At 70.1% G+C, this 16,939-nt stretch carries 17 protein-coding genes; 7 read left to right on the top strand and 10 right to left on the bottom strand.

What is annotated here, in order from left to right; translation table 11 throughout:
• The first annotated feature begins 7 nt into the window (after nt 1-7).
• On the top strand, nt 8-1,453 hold the full coding sequence (locus tag ACIBVN_RS25110; protein WP_397140190.1) for an oligosaccharide flippase family protein: 1,446 nt from the start codon (nt 8-10) through the stop codon (nt 1,451-1,453).
• A complete protein-coding gene (locus tag ACIBVN_RS25105; protein ID WP_397140188.1) occupies nt 1,450-2,325 on the top strand; it encodes a glycosyltransferase family A protein in 876 nt (291 codons plus the stop codon). Before ACIBVN_RS25110 ends, ACIBVN_RS25105 begins: the two co-directional genes overlap by 4 nt.
• Before the next feature lie 32 nt (nt 2,326-2,357).
• Here the strand turns inward: ACIBVN_RS25105 and ACIBVN_RS25100 are convergent, their stop codons facing one another.
• Nucleotides 2,358-3,170, bottom strand: coding sequence for a 2OG-Fe(II) oxygenase (locus ACIBVN_RS25100; RefSeq protein ID WP_397140186.1), 813 nt, complete (start codon nt 3,168-3,170; stop codon nt 2,358-2,360).
• Nucleotides 3,171-3,307: 137 nt separating this feature from the next.
• Between ACIBVN_RS25100 and ACIBVN_RS25095 the strand changes: the two genes are divergently transcribed.
• Nucleotides 3,308-4,204, top strand: coding sequence for a hypothetical protein (locus tag ACIBVN_RS25095; RefSeq protein ID WP_397140184.1), 897 nt, complete (start codon nt 3,308-3,310; stop codon nt 4,202-4,204).
• Here ACIBVN_RS25095 and ACIBVN_RS25090 read toward each other — a convergent pair whose 3' ends face one another.
• Nucleotides 4,205-5,347: an acyltransferase family protein gene (locus ACIBVN_RS25090; RefSeq protein ID WP_397140182.1), complete on the bottom strand. Its 1,143-nt coding sequence runs from the start codon at nt 5,345-5,347 to the stop codon at nt 4,205-4,207. It abuts the gene before it with no gap.
• Nucleotides 5,348-5,534: 187 nt separating this feature from the next.
• Between ACIBVN_RS25090 and ACIBVN_RS25085 the strand changes: the two genes are divergently transcribed.
• A complete protein-coding gene (locus ACIBVN_RS25085; protein WP_397140180.1) occupies nt 5,535-6,404 on the top strand; it encodes a hypothetical protein in 870 nt (289 codons plus the stop codon).
• 3 nt (nt 6,405-6,407) lie between these two features.
• Here the strand turns inward: ACIBVN_RS25085 and ACIBVN_RS25080 are convergent, their stop codons facing one another.
• Nucleotides 6,408-7,286 (bottom strand): DUF6492 family protein, encoded by an 879-nt coding sequence (locus tag ACIBVN_RS25080; protein ID WP_397140178.1) that lies wholly within the window; start codon nt 7,284-7,286, stop codon nt 6,408-6,410.
• A 114-nt stretch (nt 7,287-7,400) separates the two neighbouring features.
• On the opposite strand from ACIBVN_RS25080, the gene ACIBVN_RS25075 reads away from it, so the two are divergent.
• On the top strand, nt 7,401-8,144 hold the full coding sequence (locus ACIBVN_RS25075) for a hypothetical protein (RefSeq protein WP_397140176.1): 744 nt from the start codon (nt 7,401-7,403) through the stop codon (nt 8,142-8,144).
• Nucleotides 8,141-9,499 (top strand): O-antigen ligase family protein, encoded by a 1,359-nt coding sequence (locus tag ACIBVN_RS25070; RefSeq protein ID WP_397140174.1) that lies wholly within the window; start codon nt 8,141-8,143, stop codon nt 9,497-9,499. Before ACIBVN_RS25075 ends, ACIBVN_RS25070 begins: the two co-directional genes overlap by 4 nt.
• Here the strand turns inward: ACIBVN_RS25070 and ACIBVN_RS25065 are convergent.
• On the bottom strand, nt 9,451-10,410 hold the full coding sequence (locus ACIBVN_RS25065) for a hypothetical protein (protein WP_397140172.1): 960 nt from the start codon (nt 10,408-10,410) through the stop codon (nt 9,451-9,453). The genes ACIBVN_RS25070 and ACIBVN_RS25065 overlap by 49 nt on opposite strands.
• A 13-nt stretch (nt 10,411-10,423) precedes the next feature.
• Complete coding sequence (locus ACIBVN_RS25060) at nt 10,424-10,969, bottom strand: dTDP-4-dehydrorhamnose 3,5-epimerase family protein (protein ID WP_397140170.1); 546 nt, start codon at nt 10,967-10,969, stop codon at nt 10,424-10,426.
• Between the two features lie 29 nt (nt 10,970-10,998).
• Here ACIBVN_RS25060 and ACIBVN_RS25055 point away from each other — a divergent pair, with 29 nt between their 5' ends.
• A complete protein-coding gene (locus ACIBVN_RS25055; protein ID WP_397140168.1) occupies nt 10,999-11,826 on the top strand; it encodes a glycosyltransferase in 828 nt (275 codons plus the stop codon).
• Here the strand turns inward: ACIBVN_RS25055 and ACIBVN_RS25050 are convergent, their stop codons facing one another.
• The 5 genes from ACIBVN_RS25050 to ACIBVN_RS25030 all read right to left on the bottom strand — a co-directional run bounded on the left by ACIBVN_RS25050 (nt 11,827) and on the right by ACIBVN_RS25030 (nt 16,938).
• The gene (locus tag ACIBVN_RS25050) at nt 11,827-12,465 is read right to left on the bottom strand and encodes a methyltransferase domain-containing protein (RefSeq protein ID WP_397140166.1); all 639 of its coding nucleotides are present in this window, start codon (nt 12,463-12,465) and stop codon (nt 11,827-11,829) included.
• On the bottom strand, nt 12,462-13,640 hold the full coding sequence (locus ACIBVN_RS25045) for a glycosyltransferase family 4 protein (RefSeq protein WP_397140164.1): 1,179 nt from the start codon (nt 13,638-13,640) through the stop codon (nt 12,462-12,464). The genes ACIBVN_RS25050 and ACIBVN_RS25045 overlap by 4 nt, the downstream gene beginning before the upstream one ends.
• Nucleotides 13,621-14,928 carry a nucleotide sugar dehydrogenase gene (locus ACIBVN_RS25040; protein WP_397140162.1) on the bottom strand — a complete coding sequence of 436 codons (1,308 nt, stop codon included), beginning with the start codon at nt 14,926-14,928 and terminating at the stop codon, nt 13,621-13,623. The genes ACIBVN_RS25045 and ACIBVN_RS25040 overlap by 20 nt, the downstream gene beginning before the upstream one ends.
• A gap of 100 nt (nt 14,929-15,028) precedes the next feature.
• Nucleotides 15,029-16,039, bottom strand: coding sequence for a GNAT family N-acetyltransferase (locus ACIBVN_RS25035; protein ID WP_397140160.1), 1,011 nt, complete (start codon nt 16,037-16,039; stop codon nt 15,029-15,031).
• Nucleotides 16,036-16,938 (bottom strand): glycosyltransferase family 2 protein, encoded by a 903-nt coding sequence (locus ACIBVN_RS25030; RefSeq protein WP_397140158.1) that lies wholly within the window; start codon nt 16,936-16,938, stop codon nt 16,036-16,038. The genes ACIBVN_RS25035 and ACIBVN_RS25030 overlap by 4 nt, the downstream gene beginning before the upstream one ends.
• Nucleotide 16,939: the final 1 nt, after the last annotated feature.

Here is a 16,939-nt window from a genome sequence, read left to right as displayed (position 1 = left end):
GTTCTACATGGAAGTCAAGGACGCCGAGCAGATCGGCTCCCTCGGCAAATTAGCCGGGCGTGGGCTGCGCTGGGGTCTGCTGGGCAACCTCGCCACGAAGGCGGGCTCCTTCGTGATGGGGCTGATCCTCGCCCGGCTGCTCGCACCGGGCGATTTCGGCGTCTACGCGGTCGCGCTGGCCGCCACGGCGTTCGTCATGTCGGTCAAGGACCTGGGCATCATGGTCGCCACCATCCAGTGGCGGGGCAAGCTGGAGGAGATGGCGCCGACCGCCACGGTGCTGTCGTTCCTGTCGGCCATGGGGCTGTACGCGGTGTTCTGGGTGGGCGCGCCGGCCTTCGCCGAGCTGGCCGGCACCGCTCAGGCCACGCCCGTGGTCAGGCTGCTGACCTCGGTGATCATCGTCGAGGGCTTCACCGCGGTGCGGGCGGCGACGCTGATCCGCCGGTTCGAGCAGGACAAGCTGACGCTCGCCATCGGCATCGGGTTCGCGGTCAACGCGGTGGTGGCCATCGCGCTGGCCGCGAACGGCGCGGGCGCGTTCAGCTTCGCCTTCGGGCAGGTCGCGCAGTCCGTGGTGACCGGCGTGATCGTCTTCTTCGCCGCCCGGCTGCCGGTGCGGCTCGGCGTGGACCGCGCCATCGCGGTCAAGCTGCTGAAGTTCGGGCTGCCGTCGGCCGCCGGGATCGGGCTGGAGAGCGTGCTGCTCAACGCCGGCTACATCGTGGTGGGTGACATGCTCGGGCATGTCTGGCTGGGCTACTACCTGCTGGCCTTCAACGTGTCGAGCTGGGTGCCCGGGCTGATCGGCACGGCGGTGCGCAACGTCACCATCCCCGGCTTCTCGCGGCTGGCCGAGCACACCTCCGAGGCGCTGTCGGAGGGCGTAAGGAGGTCGGCGCCGCTGCTCCTGACGGCCATCCTGCCCTTCGCGGTGGTGATGTCCGTGCTCGCGCACCCGCTCGTGTCGTTCCTCTACGGCGACAAGTGGGACCAGGCGGCGGGCGTGCTGCGCTGGCTGGCCCTGGTCATGGTGATCAGGATGCTGCTCTCGCTCGCGCTCGACATCCTGTCCGCCCAGGGCGACACCCGGGCCACGGTCTGGATGAACCTCGGATACGGGGCCGCCCTCATCCCCGCGCTGATCGCCGGCACGCACCTGCAGGGCATCCGCGGGGCCGCGATCGGCCAGGTGGCGGCCAGCCTGTTCGTGGCGCTGCCGGTGGCGGCGTACTTCCTGCACCGGGCCGGGGTGCGGCTGGCTCCGGTGCTGCCCACGCTCGTGCGGCCGCTGCTGGCCGGGCTCGCCGCGGCGGGGGCGACGGCGCTGGTCAGCCGGACAGTGGAGGGCAACGCCCTGGTCCAACTGGTGCTCGCCGGCGGCGCCGGCCTCATCATGTACGTCCTGCTGGCCGTGCCACTCAGGCAGTTGCGGAGAAAGGAAGCCCATTGAACCCCGACGCGCTGGTCTCGATCGGCCTGCCCACCTTCAACGGCGGCCGGCACCTGGAGAAGGCCGTCCTGTCGGTGCTGGCCCAGGACCACCAGAACCTGGAACTGATCATCTCCGACAACGCCTCCACGGACGACACCGAGGAGATCTGCCGCGACCTCGCGGCCACCGACAGCCGGATCCGATACCACCGGCAGCCGGAGAACATCGGCCCCGTCGGCAACTTCTCCACGGCGCTCCGCCTGGCCGAGGGGGAGTTCTTCCGCTGGGTGGGCGACGACGACACGCTCGCGGAGTACTGCGTGTCGCGCTCGCTGGCGGAGTTCGCCAAGGACGACAGGATCGTCCTGGTCACCGCGCAGACCTCGTACACCCTTGACGGCGTCACGCAGACCGGCCGTTACGAGGGCACCGCGCTCAACTCCGACGACCCCGCCGAACGCTTCGCCGAGATGCTGCGCCTGCTCACCGAGAGCTTCGTGCTCATGGACCCGCTGTACGGCGTGCACCGCACCGCGGTCGCGAGGACCGTCCCGCGCCCTGTCATGGTGCGCGAGGACGAGATCGCCGCCGCCCGCCACGCCCTGTCAGGACCCTGGGCGCACGTGCCCGAGGTGCTCTCGCACCGCAACTGGGCCAACGCGAACCCGGTGAAGATGAGCGGCCGGCTGGCCCTGCCCGCCTGGCGCGGCTACTTCGCCACGCTCATCCAGGCGCGGGTGCTGCTCGGCGTCATCGACGAGACCGACCTCACGCCCGACCAGCGCCGCCGGGCGCGGAGGGCGGTACTCAAGCTGTACGTCTCACGCCAGCGGCGGCTCGCGGCACGAGGCGGGAGAAAGCTCGCCCGCCTCGCCCGCCTGGTCCGTTGACCCGCCACCCCCTCCTCTGGCCGGGGGCCGGTTCACTTGGAGCGGTCCCGGCGCCCGGCCAGCTCGACCAGCGCCGGGGGCGTCCAGCGCTTGAGCACCTGGCGCAGGCTGCTCTTGTACTTCTCGCCGGGACGCTGCTTGAACAGCGTCGTGTGATCGTCGTGGACCTCCTCGTCGGGGCGCCCGTTGGAGTAGTAGTAGAGCGCCATCGACCGGCGGGCGCGCTCAGGAGGACAGGTCAGCGGATCGGGGTGGCCGTGGTTGGCGTCGTCGGTGGTGGCGAACAGCACGAACCGGTTGAAGACTGGCAGCACCGCGTGCTCGCACGTGCTCATGTCCTTGTCCCACAGCTGCAGGTGGCCGCCGTAGCTCTCGTCCCAGTCCTTGTTGAGGTAGAGAAGCCCGTTGAGCCTGCGGTCGAGGTCGAGACGGCGGTGCCGGTTGAAGTCGGCGTGCACCTTGAGGAAGCCTCCCGACCTGATCTGGTGCAGCCCGCCGCCCTCCAGGTGCGGGTCGGGCACGAGTCGCTCGATGCCGGTCAAACGTTCCAAGAACTCGATGAAGACCTGTCCGTTGAACTCGGCCAGCAGGTGCCGCGTCGCCGGTCCCATCTGCTCGGTGTCCTGCAGGGCCAGCTTCACCTCCTTGGAACTGTCGAACTGCTGCCAGTCGGCGTCCTTCGGCTCGGGAAACTCCGCGAGCACCGGGTCGAGCACGCCCTCCGGCAGGAAGTCGTCGATCACCACGTGCCGGAACGGCGACGCGGTCAGAAAGCTCGGACGCAGGCTGTCGGCGAGCGGGAAGAGTTCGTCACGGCGGAACGTGAACTGCTGGACTTCCTGCATTTTCGACTCCATCCGTCGGGTGTCCCATATTGGTAATCGGAAAACCCCGGCTGATTTGTTACACGAAATAACGATGTAACGAAGCACGCAGAACCCCCGAGACAGGGAGTAGAAAGCGCAAGACAGGTGAGGTGCACATGACCACCATCTTTTCCAACAGTGAAATGGACGACGAAACTCGGCGCGGCATGATCTACCGCGGAGACGTGTTCGTCTACTCCCCGACCAGAGCGTCACTGGAGCTCGTCGCGTTCGCCAAGGAGTTGATCGCCGACGCGTTCGGGAGCCGGGACCCGGAGACCGCGCAGTTCGACATGCCCGTGGAGGACTTCGCCGCCCTCCTGGCGGAGCTCAAGCCCCGCTTCATCCACCACCCGCGCAGCAAGAGCCTGCTCGTCCAGGTCATGGAGGAGCTCGGATTCCCGCTGGAGCAGACGTACTTCGACGTGCCGCGGCTGCGCACCTCGACCTCGAACCACTATCTTGACTCGGGGATCTCCTACGCGTACCACGCCCACCGCGACTGCTGGTACGCCGCCCCGTTCAACCAGATCAACTGGTGGCTGCCGATTTTCGAAGTCGTCCCGGAAAATGTCTTCGCCCTGCACCCGCGCTATTTCGACCGGCCGCTGCGCAACGGCAGCGGCGGGTACGAGTACGGCGAATGGCAGCGCGTTTCCCGGCCCACCGCCGCACAGCACATCTACTCCGACACCAGGGAGCAGCCCAAGCCGGAAGAGGACTTCGATCCCGAGCCCGAGTTGCGAATCGTGACCGAGCCCGGCGGCATGATGCTCTTCTCCGGCGCCCACCTGCACTCCACGGTCAACAACACCTCGGGCAGGACCCGCTTCAGCGTCGACTTCCGCTGCGTCAACATCGACGACGTTCGGGCCAGGAGGGCCGCGCCCAACGTCGACGCCACCTGCCTCGGCACCACGCTGCGCGACTTCATGCGCTGCACGGACCTCCAGCCGATGCCGGAGGAACTGGCCGTGGAGTATGAGACGGAGGCGCTCGTCAAGGCGGGTTGATCACTGCGTGCGGGCCCGCGTGAGCCGGGCCCGCACCGCGGCTCGCAGCGCGGACGGCGTCCTGTTCCGGGTGAACGGCAGCTCGAACACCCCCGCGAACAACCGCGCCACCACCACCGTCACCGGCACGGCCAGCGCCAGCGAGACCAGGAACGCCGGGACGCCCTGCTCCATGCGCGGGGCGATCACGAGCGCGTGGATGTTCACCACGATCGGCGCGTGGATCAGGTAGAGGCTGTAGGAGAACGACCCCAGGCTCTTCACGGGCCGCGTGTCCAGCAGCCACACGACCGGCGCGGGCTTCCCGGTCGCCACGGTCGCCAGCAGCAGCACGGTCGCCGGCCCGATCGCCAGGTCGATCCAGTAGAGGTTGCCGATCGTCCACACGGATCCCTTGAGCACGATCAGCGCGAGCACCGGCAACAGCGCGGCCGCCGCCAGCCACTGGAACGGGATCCGCCGCTGGAGCCGTACGACGCCCGCGCCCGCCATGCCCAGCGCGAACAGCGCGGCGAACTGCGGCGTCAGCCGCATCAGCTCGCCCACCACGGGCACGAACTGCGCGAGCACCCCGACGGCCGCCACGACCGCGGTCACCGCGCCCACCATGACCACCGCGCCCATCCTGCGCAGGACCAGCAGCAGGAGCGGGAAGACGAAGTAGAGCTGGGCCTCCACGGCGATCGACCAGAGGGCGCCGTTGGGGCTCGGACTGCCGAACACGTCCTGCAGCAGCAGCCCGTAGATGAGCACCGACTTGGCGGTGGGCACGCCCTGCTCGGGCTGGGGCACCAGGGTCCAGGCGATCACCAGGCTGAGCGCCACCGCGGCCCAGTACGGCGGGAGGATCCGCCAGGCGCGGCGGTGCGCGAACCTGCCGAGCGAGTCCAGCCGCCACCCGTTGCGGGCCGGCGAGAGGGCGAGGGAGAAGCCGGACAGCACGATGAACACCACGACCGCGAAGTGCCCGTAGATCATCCAGCTCGCCCAGCCGGGCCCGGTGTCCCGGGGAAAGCCGGGGAACGACAGCAGCCAGACGTGGTGGAAGACGACGAAAAGCGCAGCTAGACCGCGTATTCCGTCGAGCCCGGCCAGCCTGCGGCGTTCGACCGTGGCTGTCTGGAGCATTTCAGCGGACTTCATGCACTGCCACCCCCGGTCTACGGCCCATACGGACTATCGGCCGCGCCGGTTCCGACGTAACAGGTAAGTCGGTTTTTCGGATGAACAGTTGTGCCATAGGCGACAGGAACCCTGTACACCATGCCGGGGGAATGTTAATTTCCGCACATTCGAACAGGTCGAAATTTGCGCAGGGGGCGGGGAAGTCTTGGAGTTCTGGAAAACCGTCTTCGGCCTGGCGCGACGTAAGTTCGTCGGCCCTCCGATCCTGGCGCTCGCCGTGGTGGCAGGGGTCGTGGGGTTCCTCATCGTGCCTGCCCACTACAAGGCGAACGTGGTGCTGCTGCTGACCGGTCCCGGCAACACGCAGCCGGCGCCCGGCGAGCCCCTGTCGAAGGCAGGGCGGACGAATCCGTTGCTCGTGGACAGCGGGGGGCTGCGTACCACGGCGGCGACGCTGATCCTGTCGGTCGGCACTCCTGAGGTGCTGGCCCAGCTCGGCGCGCCCAAGGAGGGGCCGAACAAGCTCACGATCGACGACGGAAGCAGCAACCAGGCGCTGTTCGGCAGCGGTGGACCGTTCCTTTCCATCACCGCGGACAGCCCGGACGAGAAGACCGCCAAGGAGCTCGTGGTGCGGGCGCAGAAGCGCGTCGAGGACGAGCTGGCCGCCAAGCAGAAGGAGCTCGGGGCGCCGCCGATCCTGTACATCACGCTGGTCAACGTCACGCCCCCGTCCACGCCGGAGGCGCAGCTCGCGGACAAGGTGCAGACGGCGGGGATCGCGGCCGTGCTCACGCTCTTCGCGGGGTTCACGGCGGCGTACGCGTGGACGCTCAGGCAGGCCAGGCGGCGCGTCGCGGCAGGACCCTCGGCGGAGGCCTGGACCGAGGCCGTGGACGCCGTCGAGCCGCAGCCCGCCATCGAGCCCGCGCCGGTCGCCATCGAGCCCGCCCCGGTGACCGACGTGGAGCCCGAGCCGGTGGCGGAGGCCACGGAGGGGCACAAGCAGGCCGGCAAGCCGGAGGCCGTCGACGAGGACTCCGCGGACACGCAGACGTTCCCGATAGTGAAATGAGGGTCAGCGTCCGGCGACCACCTCGGCGCACCGGCGCACCGCTGCCTGTCTGACAGGCAGCGGCGTGCCGGACTTGGCGGAGATCATCATGCCGATGGCCTCCGGGTTGAGCCGGTCGGCGAAGGCCAGGGCGCCGTCGTGGTCGAGCGGCGTCCTGTCCCAGTAGTTGTGGCAGATCGCGGTGTTGGCCGGGGGCGGGTCGGCGAGCGAGTGCACCTCGTCGACGTACACGCCGTAGAGGATGAACTCAGAGACGTGCAGCCGCGAGGTGAACGCGTCGAGCCAGTGGCGCCCGGTGGCCTGCTGGATCCTGGTCCGCATGGCCCGCACCACGTGCGGGTCCCAGAACGTCAGCGAGCTGACGTAGTCGTGCAGCGGCGGCGGGAGCGCGGCGGGCAGGCCGAGCAGGTCGCGGGCCACCTGGTGCCAGCGGACGTGCCTGGTCATGCCCGCGTGCACGGCGTGCTCGGCCCGGTGCAGGCAGAGCCGCCCGTCCGTCCGGAACGCGGCCACGTCCACCGGCCTGACCAGCACGATGTCGGAGTCGGCGATCAGCACCGCGTCGGCCTCGATCCTGGCCGTGGCGGAGAGCTTGAGCGCCTGCTGGATCACCCAGCCACGGATGGGCGGCCACGGGCGCATGGCGTTGACCCACAGGCCGGACCGGGGCACGCGGACGTACCTGCGGGGCAGCAGCTCTGGCTCGGTCCAGACGCGGCAGCGAGGGCCCGCGTAGCGCCCGAACAGCTCCTTGTCGCGCGGCGGCACGATCACGTGATGGACGGTGTCATCCGTGGTGTGCTCCAGCACGGACGCGTGTAGCTCGGCGAACAGCTCAGCGTCGGGGCCGAAGCTCGGCGTCACCACTGCCAACTTGGTCACGGAAGGCATATCGCCATAGGACAGGAGAGTCGTTACGTAACACATGTGAGCCATTGGAACGATACCTGTGTGTCACGCCGGGGGCCCGTGTTCGCGGCCTGAGGGGGAGGGCGCATGGACTTCTGGCTCACGGTCCTGGTTCTGTTCCGTCGCTGGTACGTCTCCGTACCCGCGTTCCTGCTGGCCGTGGGGGCGGCCGCGGCCGTCTACTCGACGGTGCCGACCCTGTGGACCTCCAACGCGGCCATGGTGCTCACCACGCCGCGTACGGGCGCGAGCCTCCCGGTGCATCCGGGCACCACGAACGCGCCCGTGAACCCGCTGCTCAACTTCGACCGCGGGCTGACCATGACCGCCTCGATACTCACCGCCCGCCTCACGACCGCCGACACGGCCGCCGAGCTGGGCATCGTGCCGAACGGGCCGGTCACGTACAAGGTGCACAACGGCAGCACGAACGCCGAGGCGCTGGCCTCCGGGCCGTTCGTGTTCATCGAGAGCGAGGCGAGCTCGCCGGAGGCGGCTCAGGAGATCGTGCGCAAGGTCGCGGCCAGGGCCAAGGTCGAGCTGCTCAAGGGGCAGCAGGCGGTCAACGCGCCGCCGGCCACGTACATGACGCTGACCCAGGTGGTCGCGCCGGCGCCGCCGGAGCCCGAGCCGGGGCGCAAGCTGCGGGCCGCCGTGGTGGCGCTGGCGCTGGGCGTGATGGCGAGCCTGTTCGTGACGTACGCGTTCGACAGCTTCGCCGACGCGCGCAGGCGACGGAGGCAGGCTGCCGCCGCGACCCGCCCGCCCGTCGAGGTGGACCGGCGGGTCCTCGTCGCCGCCGACGCCCACGTGAACGGCAAGCACACGTGACCACCGGACTGGACACCCGGCCGCTGCCGGGGATGCCGCGCAGGGCGGACGCCGCCACGCTGGTGTGCCTGTTCGTGGTGACGCTCATGCTCATCCCGGCCCGCATGATCATCCGCGGGCTCCCGCTGGCGCTGTCCGTGGCCAACGTGCTCGCGCTCCTCGCCGCTCTCCTGTGGCTCTGCTCGCAGCTCACCAGGTCGCTGGGCGCGGCCAAGGGCCGCAACCCCGTCAGGACCGCGCTCTTCCTCTACGTGGCCTCAGCCGCCGCCTCGTACGGCTACGGCACCTACGGCTACCTGCCGACCGACGAGCTCAACCTGGCCGACCACGCGATCGTGCTGGTGCTGGCCAACACGGGACTCGCGCTGGCGGTGTGCGACGGCATCCGGGTGCGCGAGCGGCTGGACTTCGCGCTCAAGGCCATCGTGGTGGCCGGCGCGCTCATGTCGCTGGTGGGCGCGTTCCAGTTCCTGCTCAACCTCGACCTGACGCAGTACATGCAGATCCCCGGGCTGCGGTTCGTGATCGAGGACAAGTTCGTCTTCGACAGGAACGCGATGCGCAGGGTGGCCGCGACGGCGGCGCACCCGATCGAGTTCGGCGTGATCTGCGCCATGATCCTGCCGCTCGCCGCCCACTACAGCTTCCGCGCCCGCGAGCTGGGCAGGCCCGCCCTGCGCTGGTGGCTGTGCACGGCCGCGATCGGCATGGGGCTGATGTTCTCGGTGTCGAGGTCGGCCATCCTGGGCCTGGTCGGGGTCGGGATCGTGCTGATGCTCGGCTGGCCGGCGCGGCGGCGGATCCAGGCGCTCGTGGTCCTGGCCGGCTTCCTCGTCGTGATGAAGGTGATCTCGCCGGGGCTGCTCGGCACGCTCTTCGGCCTGTTCAACAACTTCTTCAACGACAGCAGCATCGGCTACCGCACGCACGACTACGCCTTCGCGGGGGAGGAGATCGCCAAGCACCTGTGGCTGGGCCGCGGCATGGGCACCTGGTACTACCCCAAGTACCAGGTCTTCGACAACCAGTACATCCAGGGCGCGATCGACACCGGGATCATCGGTGTGGCGGTCTTCCTCGGCATGTTCGTCTGCGCGTTCATCTGCGCGCTACGGGCCCGCTATCTCAGCGCGGACCCGGGCGTCAGGGAGCTGGGGCTCACGCTGGCGGCGTGCCTGGTTGCCCCGGTGCTCGGCGCGGCCACGTTCGACCTGCTGTCGTTCGCGATCGTCACCGGCCTGGCGTTCCTGCTGATCGGGGCCACCGGGGCGCTGCTGCGGATGGCCGAGGCCGAGCGGCGCCCCGATCACTTGCCGTTGCAGGTGAGCGGCCGGACGATGGAGGTGACCCGGTAATCCTGGTCGATGGTGACGATGTGGTTGTTCTCGAACTGGATGGTGTCCTGGCAGTCGCCCGACATGGGGGCGAACTCCCAGGTCTTGTCCACCACCAGGTTGTTCCTGACGACCAGGCTGCCGTGGATGTTGTGCAGCTGGATCGTGTAGTTGCCGCCCATGACCAGGTTGTTGGTGACCGTGACGTCCCGCGTGCCGTCCGGCCGGTCGTTGAAGAAGATCGGCGAGTTGTAGTTGACGACGCCGCGCATGTCGAGCGTGGTGTGGTCGAGCGTGAAGCCCTTGCCCGCGTTGAAGGTCTGGACGCCGTCGGCGTAGTTCTTGGTGCCGTCGGAGCAGAGCTTGGCGTACGAGTCCTTGATCGAGATGTTGTCGCCGGAGTCGCGGAACCCGTCGGCGTGCCCGCGGATCAGCACCCGCTCGGCCGTGTAGTGCGCGACGCCGATGGCGGGCGCGGTCAGGCACTGGCCGGTCGGCCCCACCGTGCTGTCGGCGATGCTGTACGCGTAGTCGCGGCCGTCGAACTGGGCCTGGATGCCGCCGTCGATCCGGCTGTTGACGATCTTGACGTTGTCGGCGGCGATGAGCAGGTCGCCGGTGACGTGCACGCCGTCGAGCACGGTGTTCGCCTTGACCACCCGGTGCGCCGGGCCGTCGTTGGCCGCCAGCGTGCGTAGCTTGGTGCCGGGCGGCAGGCCCGTGCAGGCCGGCGTGGGGTGGTCGGGGCAGCGCCGGCCGTCGGGGGCCACGACCGGGCGCGGCACCAGCTGGGGCGGCGAGGACGGCGTCGAGGTGGCCGACGGAGCGCCCGAGGCGGTCACCGTGACCGTCACGGTGGGCCGAGCCGCCGTCCCGCTCGCGCTGCAGGCCGCGGTCAGCAGTACGACCGTCCCCATGAGTAGCCTTCTCATCGACCGACCTCCCCTAGGCCAGACGCTCGGTCAGCCGCGCCCACGAGCCGGCCTCGAGATCGCGCGGGCTGATCGCCGTGACGGGCAGCGGCCAGTCGATCTTGAGGTCGGGGTCGTCGTAGCGCACCGCCAGATCTTCCGACGGATCGTGCTCTCTGTCGATCCGGTAGCAGGTGTCGGCCTCGCCGGTCAGCGCCTGGAAGCCGTGCAGGAATCCGGCGGGCACGTACAGGGTGAGGAAGTCCTGGTCGTCCAGCCGTACCGAGAACTGCTCGCCGAACGTGGGGGAGCCGGGGCGGATGTCCACCAGCACGTCGTGCACGGCGCCGCGGGCGCAGCGCACCAGCTTGGCCTCGCCGCGCCCGGACCTGCCGTGCATGCCGCGCACGGTGCCCTTGCGCGAGCGCGACTGGCTGTCCTGCACGAACGCGGCCGGGTCGAGGCCGTGCTCGGCCGCCACGTCCGCGTCGAACGTCCTGGTGAACAGTCCGCGGTCGTCGCGGTGGGGCGACGGCCTGAACAGCAGCACCCCGTCGAGCGGGGTCCGCTCTACCTTCATGGAAGCATCCTTTCGAAAGGGGCCGGCCGATGGAGCCCGTCGCCAGCGTCGTCATCCCCGCGCACAACGAGGAAGCGGTCATCGGGGCGGGGCTGGCGGCCCTGCTGGGGGATTCGCGGCCGGGTGAGTTCGACGTCGTGGTGGTGGCCAACGCCTGCGCGGACGGGACCGCCGCGGTGGCCCGCGCGGCGGGCGTGCGGGTGATCGAGACGCCGGTCGGTGGCAAGGCGCACGCGCTCAGGCTGGGCGACGCGGCCTGCCGTACGTTCCCCCGCCTCTACCTGGACGCGGACGTCGAGCTGAGCACGGAGTCCGCGCGTGCGCTCGTGGCCGCCTGCGCGCGTCCGGGGGTGCTGGGGTGCGCGCCCGTGCCCGTGCTGGACCTGGCGGGGGCCGGTTGGGCGGCCAGGCGGGTGCACAAGGTGCACCACCGCATGGTCGGGCCCAGCCGGGTGCTGGCCGGGGCGGGCGTCTACGTGCTCGGCGAGCAGGGCCATGCCAGGGCCTTCCCGGTGCCGGACGACGTGCTGTCCGACGACGGCTGGGTGCACGCGAGCTTCGTGAACGGCGAGCGGGTCGCGGTGCCGGAGGCCACGTCGGTCGTGCGCCCGGCCAGGACCGTCCGCGCCTACCTGCGCCGCAGGATCCGCGTACGGCTCGGCAACAGGCAGCTGGCCGCGCTCGGCCGCCCGGTGACCCTGACCGGCCTCCGGCTGTCCTCCGTGGGCACGCTGGTGCGCGGCCGCGAGGTGAGCCCGCTGGACGCGCTCTGCTACCTGGCCGTGCTGGTGCTCGACCGGGCGCTGACCGCCTTCCGCCGCCCTGGCCGGGTCCGGTGGGGGACCACCCGTGATTGATCACCTCGGCAGCAGGTCGTAGGTCCTGATCGTCCCGAACGGCGGGCCGAGCGGGTCCGGCTTGAGGTTGATCGTCCGCAGGTGGCGGAAGCGTCCCGTGCTCATCAGGTACGGCTCCTCCAGCGGGTTTCCGTAGATCATCCGCACCGGCCGCGGAGCCCGGTCCACCGAGGCGACCAGCCGGTCGATGACCTCGCTGAAGATCTTGCCGCGGAACGGGTTGTTGAAGAACACCACGGTCACGTCGTCGGGGATGTCGTAGTCGAGCACGTCCGAGGCGATCAGCTCGATCTCTCCGCACTTCCGGCGGACCCGCATGTTCCTGACGTTCTCCTTGGCGATGTCGGTGAGCTCCTCGGACAGCTCGACCCCGATCACCCGCTTGAACGGGTACTGGGACGCCTGGACGATCACCCGGCCCATGCCGGAGCCGAAGTCCACGAACACGTCCCGCTCGCCCACCTCGCTCTTGGGCAGCGCCTTGCGCAGCGCCCGCCAGTTGAGCGCGGCGTAGTAGACGCGGTCCTCGCCGTCGAGCCCGATGTCGGCCAGGTCGACGCGCTCGGCCGTGCGGACGCCGTACCTGCGCTCGTACAGGAGCTGGCCGACGTTGCGCCGCAGCCACTTGTATGCACTCATGCGATCACTTTCGAGTAGGCGGCTATGAGGGCCTTGCGGGATTCGTCCCAGGACAGGGGTCCCCTGACGCGTGCCTGGCCGATCTCGCCCATCCTGCGCCGCTCCTCCGGATGGTCCAGCAGGTACGAGATCAGCTTCGCGAACTCGGCCTCGTCGTTGGCCGGCGCGTACACGGCCGCCTCGCCCGCCGACACCCGCGCCTCGCGCAGCTCGAAGGAGACGATCGGCTTGGCCATGGCCATGTACTCCATGACCTTGTTCATGGTGGAGACGTCGTTGAGCGGGTTCAGCGGGTCGGGCGACAGGCACACGTCGGCCGTCGACAGGTAGCGCATCAGGTCCTCGTCGGGGATCCGCCCGGTGAACTCCACCCGGTCGCCCAGCCCCAGCTGCTTCGACAGCGAAACCATCGCGTCGAACGTGTCGCCGCCCCCGACGAACACCGCGTGCCAGTCCTGCCGCTCCAGCTTGGCCAGCGCCCGCAGCGCGTAGTCCACCCCGTCCTGCGGCCCCATGACGCCCAGATAGCACAGCAGGTACGGCTTGCCGCGCTTGACCGACTCGTCCGGCGGCACCTGGTGGAACCGCTCGACCGCGGGCGCGCTGCGCACCACGAAGACGTCATCGGGCCGCTTGTCGCCCCTGGTCAGCGCGATCTGCCGGTAGCTCTCGTTGGTCGCGATCACGACGTGCGCCGCCTGGTACGTGAGCCGCTCCAGCCGGCACACCGCGCGGTAGAGCAGGTCCTGACCCCGCCCGAACCGCGACAGGTACAGCTCCGGCACCAGGTCGTGCTGGTCGAACACGAACCGCGTGCCGCGTCTCGCCAGCCGCCGAGCCACCAGGAAGAACAGGTCAGGCGGGTTGCACCCGTGCACCACGTGGACCGGTCCCACCTTCCTGGCCAGCCGGAACGTGTGCCAGAGCGCGGAGCCGTACTCCTTGAGGTAGCCCAGCGGCCCGCCGGTCGCCGCCTTGAGCGGGTAGCGGTGGATCGCGATGCCGTCGATCAGCGCGTACGGCTCCGTGTCCTGCTTTGCCCCCTGCGGGCAGATGACGTGCACCTCCCACCCCGCGTCCCGCAACGTGACGCTCTCCTGCCACACCCGGCGGTCCATGGGCACGGAGAGGTTCTCGACGAGGATGAGTGCTCGTTTACCAGGCAAGGCCCACATATCCAGGGGTCGCCCGGCGCTCGGCGGCGTCGGGGAGGCGGACGAGGTCGATGATCGTACGGGTGCCCGAGCGGGCGACGGCGTCCAGCACGGCAGGCTCGCGCGAGCCGATCACGCACACGTCGGCGTGCGAGAGCACGTCGTCGACCGAGTTGGTCAGCAGGTCGCCCAGGTGGGGGAGGCGCTGCTCGATGTAGTGCCGGTTGGCGCCCATCAGCCGCGACAGGGTCACGTTCTCGTCGTAGATGCGCAGGTCGTAGCCCTTGCCCAGGAGCCGCTCCGCCAGCTCGACCAGCGGGCTCTCCCGCAGGTCGTCGGTGCCGGGCTTGAACGACAGCCCGAACAGGCCGACCTTGCGGCTGTCTGCGGCCACGACCAGCTCGAACGCGCGCTGCAGATGCGCCTCGTTCGCGGGCAGGACGTGGGAGAGCAGCGGAACGGAGACGTCGGCCCTGCGCGCGGCGTAGACCAGCCCGCGCAGGTCCTTGGGCAGGCACGAGCCGCCGAACGCGAACCCCGGGCGCAGGTAGGCCGGGCTGACGTTGAGCTTGGTGTCGGCCAGGAACACGTCCATGACCTCGTGCGAGTCGATCCCCAGCGCCTGGCAGACCGCGCCCAGCTCGTTCGCGAAGCTGATCTTCAGCCCGTGGAACGCGTTGTCCGCATATTTCGTCATCTCGGCCACCGCGATCGGGACGTGGAACACCTCGCCGGGCAGGCCCTCGTAGAGGGCCGCCACCAGCTCGCCGGCGGCCGGGTCACTCTCGCCGATCACCGTCTTGGGCGGCTCGAAGAAGTCCCGGACGCTGGTGCCCTCGCGCAGGAACTCCGGGTTCACCGCCACCCCGAAGTCCCGCCCCGCCCGCAGCCCCGACGCGGCCTCCAGGATCGGGATCAGCAGCCCCTCGCACGTGCCCGGCAGCATCGTGCTCCGGAACACCACCGTCTGTCCTGGTCTGAGCGCACTGCCGATCTCCTCGGCCACCCGCTCTAAATAGAGGGTGGATAAGCTGCCGTTCGCGGCCGACGGCGTGCCCACGCAGACCAGCGACACGTCCGTCTCCCGCACCGCCTCGGCGGCGTCCGTGGTCGCCCGCAGCGCGCCCTTGCGGACCATCTCGGCGGTCATCTCGCCGATGCGCTCCTCGACGACCGGCGCACGGCCGGAGGCGACGAGGTCCACCTTGGTCTGGTTGACGTCCACGCCCACGACCTCGTGCCCCATCGAGGCCAGGCAGGCAGCCGACACGCAACCGACGTAACCGAGTCCGAAGACACTGATTCTCACGGTCCGGGCCCTCCCCCGTCGCGTCAGGAGCAGGGCCCCGGGGCATATGTCATGCCCCACCCGGCTCACCCTAGTTTGTTCGCCACAGCTTGTTGGAGCGTTACAGGTTCCTGATCTTGCGTGCGAGTGCTCTGAGTAGCTCCGACTGCCGGGCCCGGGCGGCGAGCGAGTCGCGCGCCCTGCGCACGGCCAGCCGCGCCCGGCTGCCCGTGACCAGCCCCTGGCAGACGACGCTCTCGCCGGTCTTGGCCCGGCGCTTGTACTCGTCGTCGCCCCGGCCCAGGTCGATGCGGGTGAGGCCGAGCGCGGGGGCGGCCAGTACGAGCTCGCGCAGCAGGATCCAGCCGGGGGCGAGCCCGGCGTGGGCGGGGTCGTAGACGGGGAACCACCAGTGCAGCACGCCGCCGGAGCGCATCCCGAAGTGCGCGGCCAGCAGGTGCGGGCCGGCGTGCACGGTCGACAGCACGCCGCCGAAGCCGGGGTCGCGGGTGTGCAGGAGCTTGGTGAGCAGCTCGACCCTGCCGGGCTCGGCGAAGTAGTCCCTGGCGCCCGTGGCGGCGTACTGGGCGCGCTTGAGCCGTACGACCTGCTCCAGGGCCTCGGGATCGACGGTGTCCGCCTCGAAACGGACCGGGCCCAGCGTGCGCTCCGCCTTGGCGGCGCGCCGCCTGGCCTGGCCCATGTTGTCCTTGCCCGTCCGCGACGCGCGGCCCAGGTAGCCGTCGAGCCCGCCGGTCACGTCCACGTACGGCGAGGTCCGGCGCGAGACGATCCACGGCTCGAACCCCTCCTGCTCCAGCAGGTGGTCGAACTCCAGGCCGTTGAGCAGTCCCAGCGGGCGGAACGGCGTGCCCGGCGCGCGGATCGGCCCCTGGAAGTCGGCCCCGGGCCAGCCCACGGGCCGCAGGCGGGCGCCGTCGCGGTGGCAGGCCATGAGCGCGGCGATCTCCCCGCGCTCGTCCCTGGAGACGGCCACGTGCACCTTCGCGAACTCGTGGACCGCCGCCGCGAAGCCCGGGTGGAAGTACGGGCTGTCCAGCGCCGGGTTGGCCGCCCGCAGCCGGTGCCAGGCGTCCAGCTCCTCGCTCGTGAGCTGGTCGAATGCCTTCATGAGGCCGTCATCACGGTGGAGGGCCGCAGCAGCGCGGCGAACGACGCCTTGGAGATCTTCCGGCCCGCCAGCGCTCGGGCGCCCTCGCCGAGCAGCACGGCCAGGTAGTACGCGCCACCCGCCAGCCGTCCCCTGCGCCTGCGGAACAGCTTCACCTTGTTGACGATCAGCAGCGCGGCCAGCGCCGGGTTGGTGCCCGAGTCGCCGCCGATGTGCTCGATGACCGACGCGGGCTCGTACCAGGTGAGCCAGCCCTTGTCGGCGGCCCGCAGGCAGTACTCGGTCTCCTCGCTGTAGAGGAAGAAGGACTCGTCCCACGGCCCGACCTCGCGCATGGCGGCCACGGACATCAGCATCGCCGCCCCCGTGGCCCACGCGAACGCGCCGGGGCGCTCGTACTCGCGGGGATTGGTGACCAGCTCGCCGAGCGGCCCCAGCCGCCCGGCCAGGTCCCCGCCGATGATCGCCTCCACCACGGCCCTGCCGACCGTGGGCATCCGGCGCAGGGACGGTTGCAGTGATCCGTCGGGATTGACCATGTACGGCACCGCGATGCCCCTGTGCGGCTCCCGCAGAGCTCTGGCCAGCGGTGCGATCGACCCAGGGAGCAGGCGGCAGTCCGGGTTGATGACGTACACGGCGTCCAGCTCGTCGAGATCCAGCGTGTCCACGGCGGCGTTGATCGCGGCCGCGTACCCGGCGTTCCTGCCGAGTTGGACCGTGCTCAACGGCAGGTCCTCGACTCGTTTGGCGACGACCTCGCAGTCGTCCGCCGAGGCGTTGTCGGCCACGACGACCGCGGCCAGTTCCACGCCGCGCGCGCCCTCCGCGAGGCTGCGCAGGCAGCCTTCCAGCACGTCGGCGCTGTTGTAGGTGACGATCACCACCGCGACACGCATC

It is taken from the genome of Nonomuraea sp. NPDC049400, assembly GCF_044466425.1.
Lineage (GTDB): Bacteria > Actinomycetota > Actinomycetes > Streptosporangiales > Streptosporangiaceae > Nonomuraea.
The sequence above is the reverse complement of the archived record's forward strand: the minus strand, read 5'-3'. Positions and strand labels throughout refer to the sequence as shown.

Bases quoted from the DNA above. Each gene is read 5' to 3' on its own strand.
- ACIBVN_RS25110 (WP_397140190.1), top strand. From the start codon at position 8: ATGGAAGTCAAGGACGCCGAGCAGATCGGCTCCCTCGGCAAATTAGCC.
- ACIBVN_RS25100 (WP_397140186.1), bottom strand. From the start codon at position 3,170: ATGCAGGAAGTCCAGCAGTTCACGTTCCGCCGTGACGAACTCTTCCCG.
- ACIBVN_RS25095 (WP_397140184.1), top strand. From the start codon at position 3,308: ATGACCACCATCTTTTCCAACAGTGAAATGGACGACGAAACTCGGCGC.
- ACIBVN_RS25090 (WP_397140182.1), bottom strand. From the start codon at position 5,347: ATGAAGTCCGCTGAAATGCTCCAGACAGCCACGGTCGAACGCCGCAGG.
- ACIBVN_RS25075 (WP_397140176.1), top strand. From the start codon at position 7,401: ATGGACTTCTGGCTCACGGTCCTGGTTCTGTTCCGTCGCTGGTACGTC.
- ACIBVN_RS25065 (WP_397140172.1), bottom strand. From the start codon at position 10,410: ATGAGAAGGCTACTCATGGGGACGGTCGTACTGCTGACCGCGGCCTGC.
- ACIBVN_RS25060 (WP_397140170.1), bottom strand. From the start codon at position 10,969: ATGAAGGTAGAGCGGACCCCGCTCGACGGGGTGCTGCTGTTCAGGCCG.
- ACIBVN_RS25055 (WP_397140168.1), top strand. From the start codon at position 10,999: ATGGAGCCCGTCGCCAGCGTCGTCATCCCCGCGCACAACGAGGAAGCG.
- ACIBVN_RS25050 (WP_397140166.1), bottom strand. From the start codon at position 12,465: ATGAGTGCATACAAGTGGCTGCGGCGCAACGTCGGCCAGCTCCTGTAC.
- ACIBVN_RS25045 (WP_397140164.1), bottom strand. From the start codon at position 13,640: ATGTGGGCCTTGCCTGGTAAACGAGCACTCATCCTCGTCGAGAACCTC.
- ACIBVN_RS25035 (WP_397140160.1), bottom strand. From the start codon at position 16,039: ATGAAGGCATTCGACCAGCTCACGAGCGAGGAGCTGGACGCCTGGCAC.
- ACIBVN_RS25030 (WP_397140158.1), bottom strand. From the start codon at position 16,938: ATGCGTGTCGCGGTGGTGATCGTCACCTACAACAGCGCCGACGTGCTG.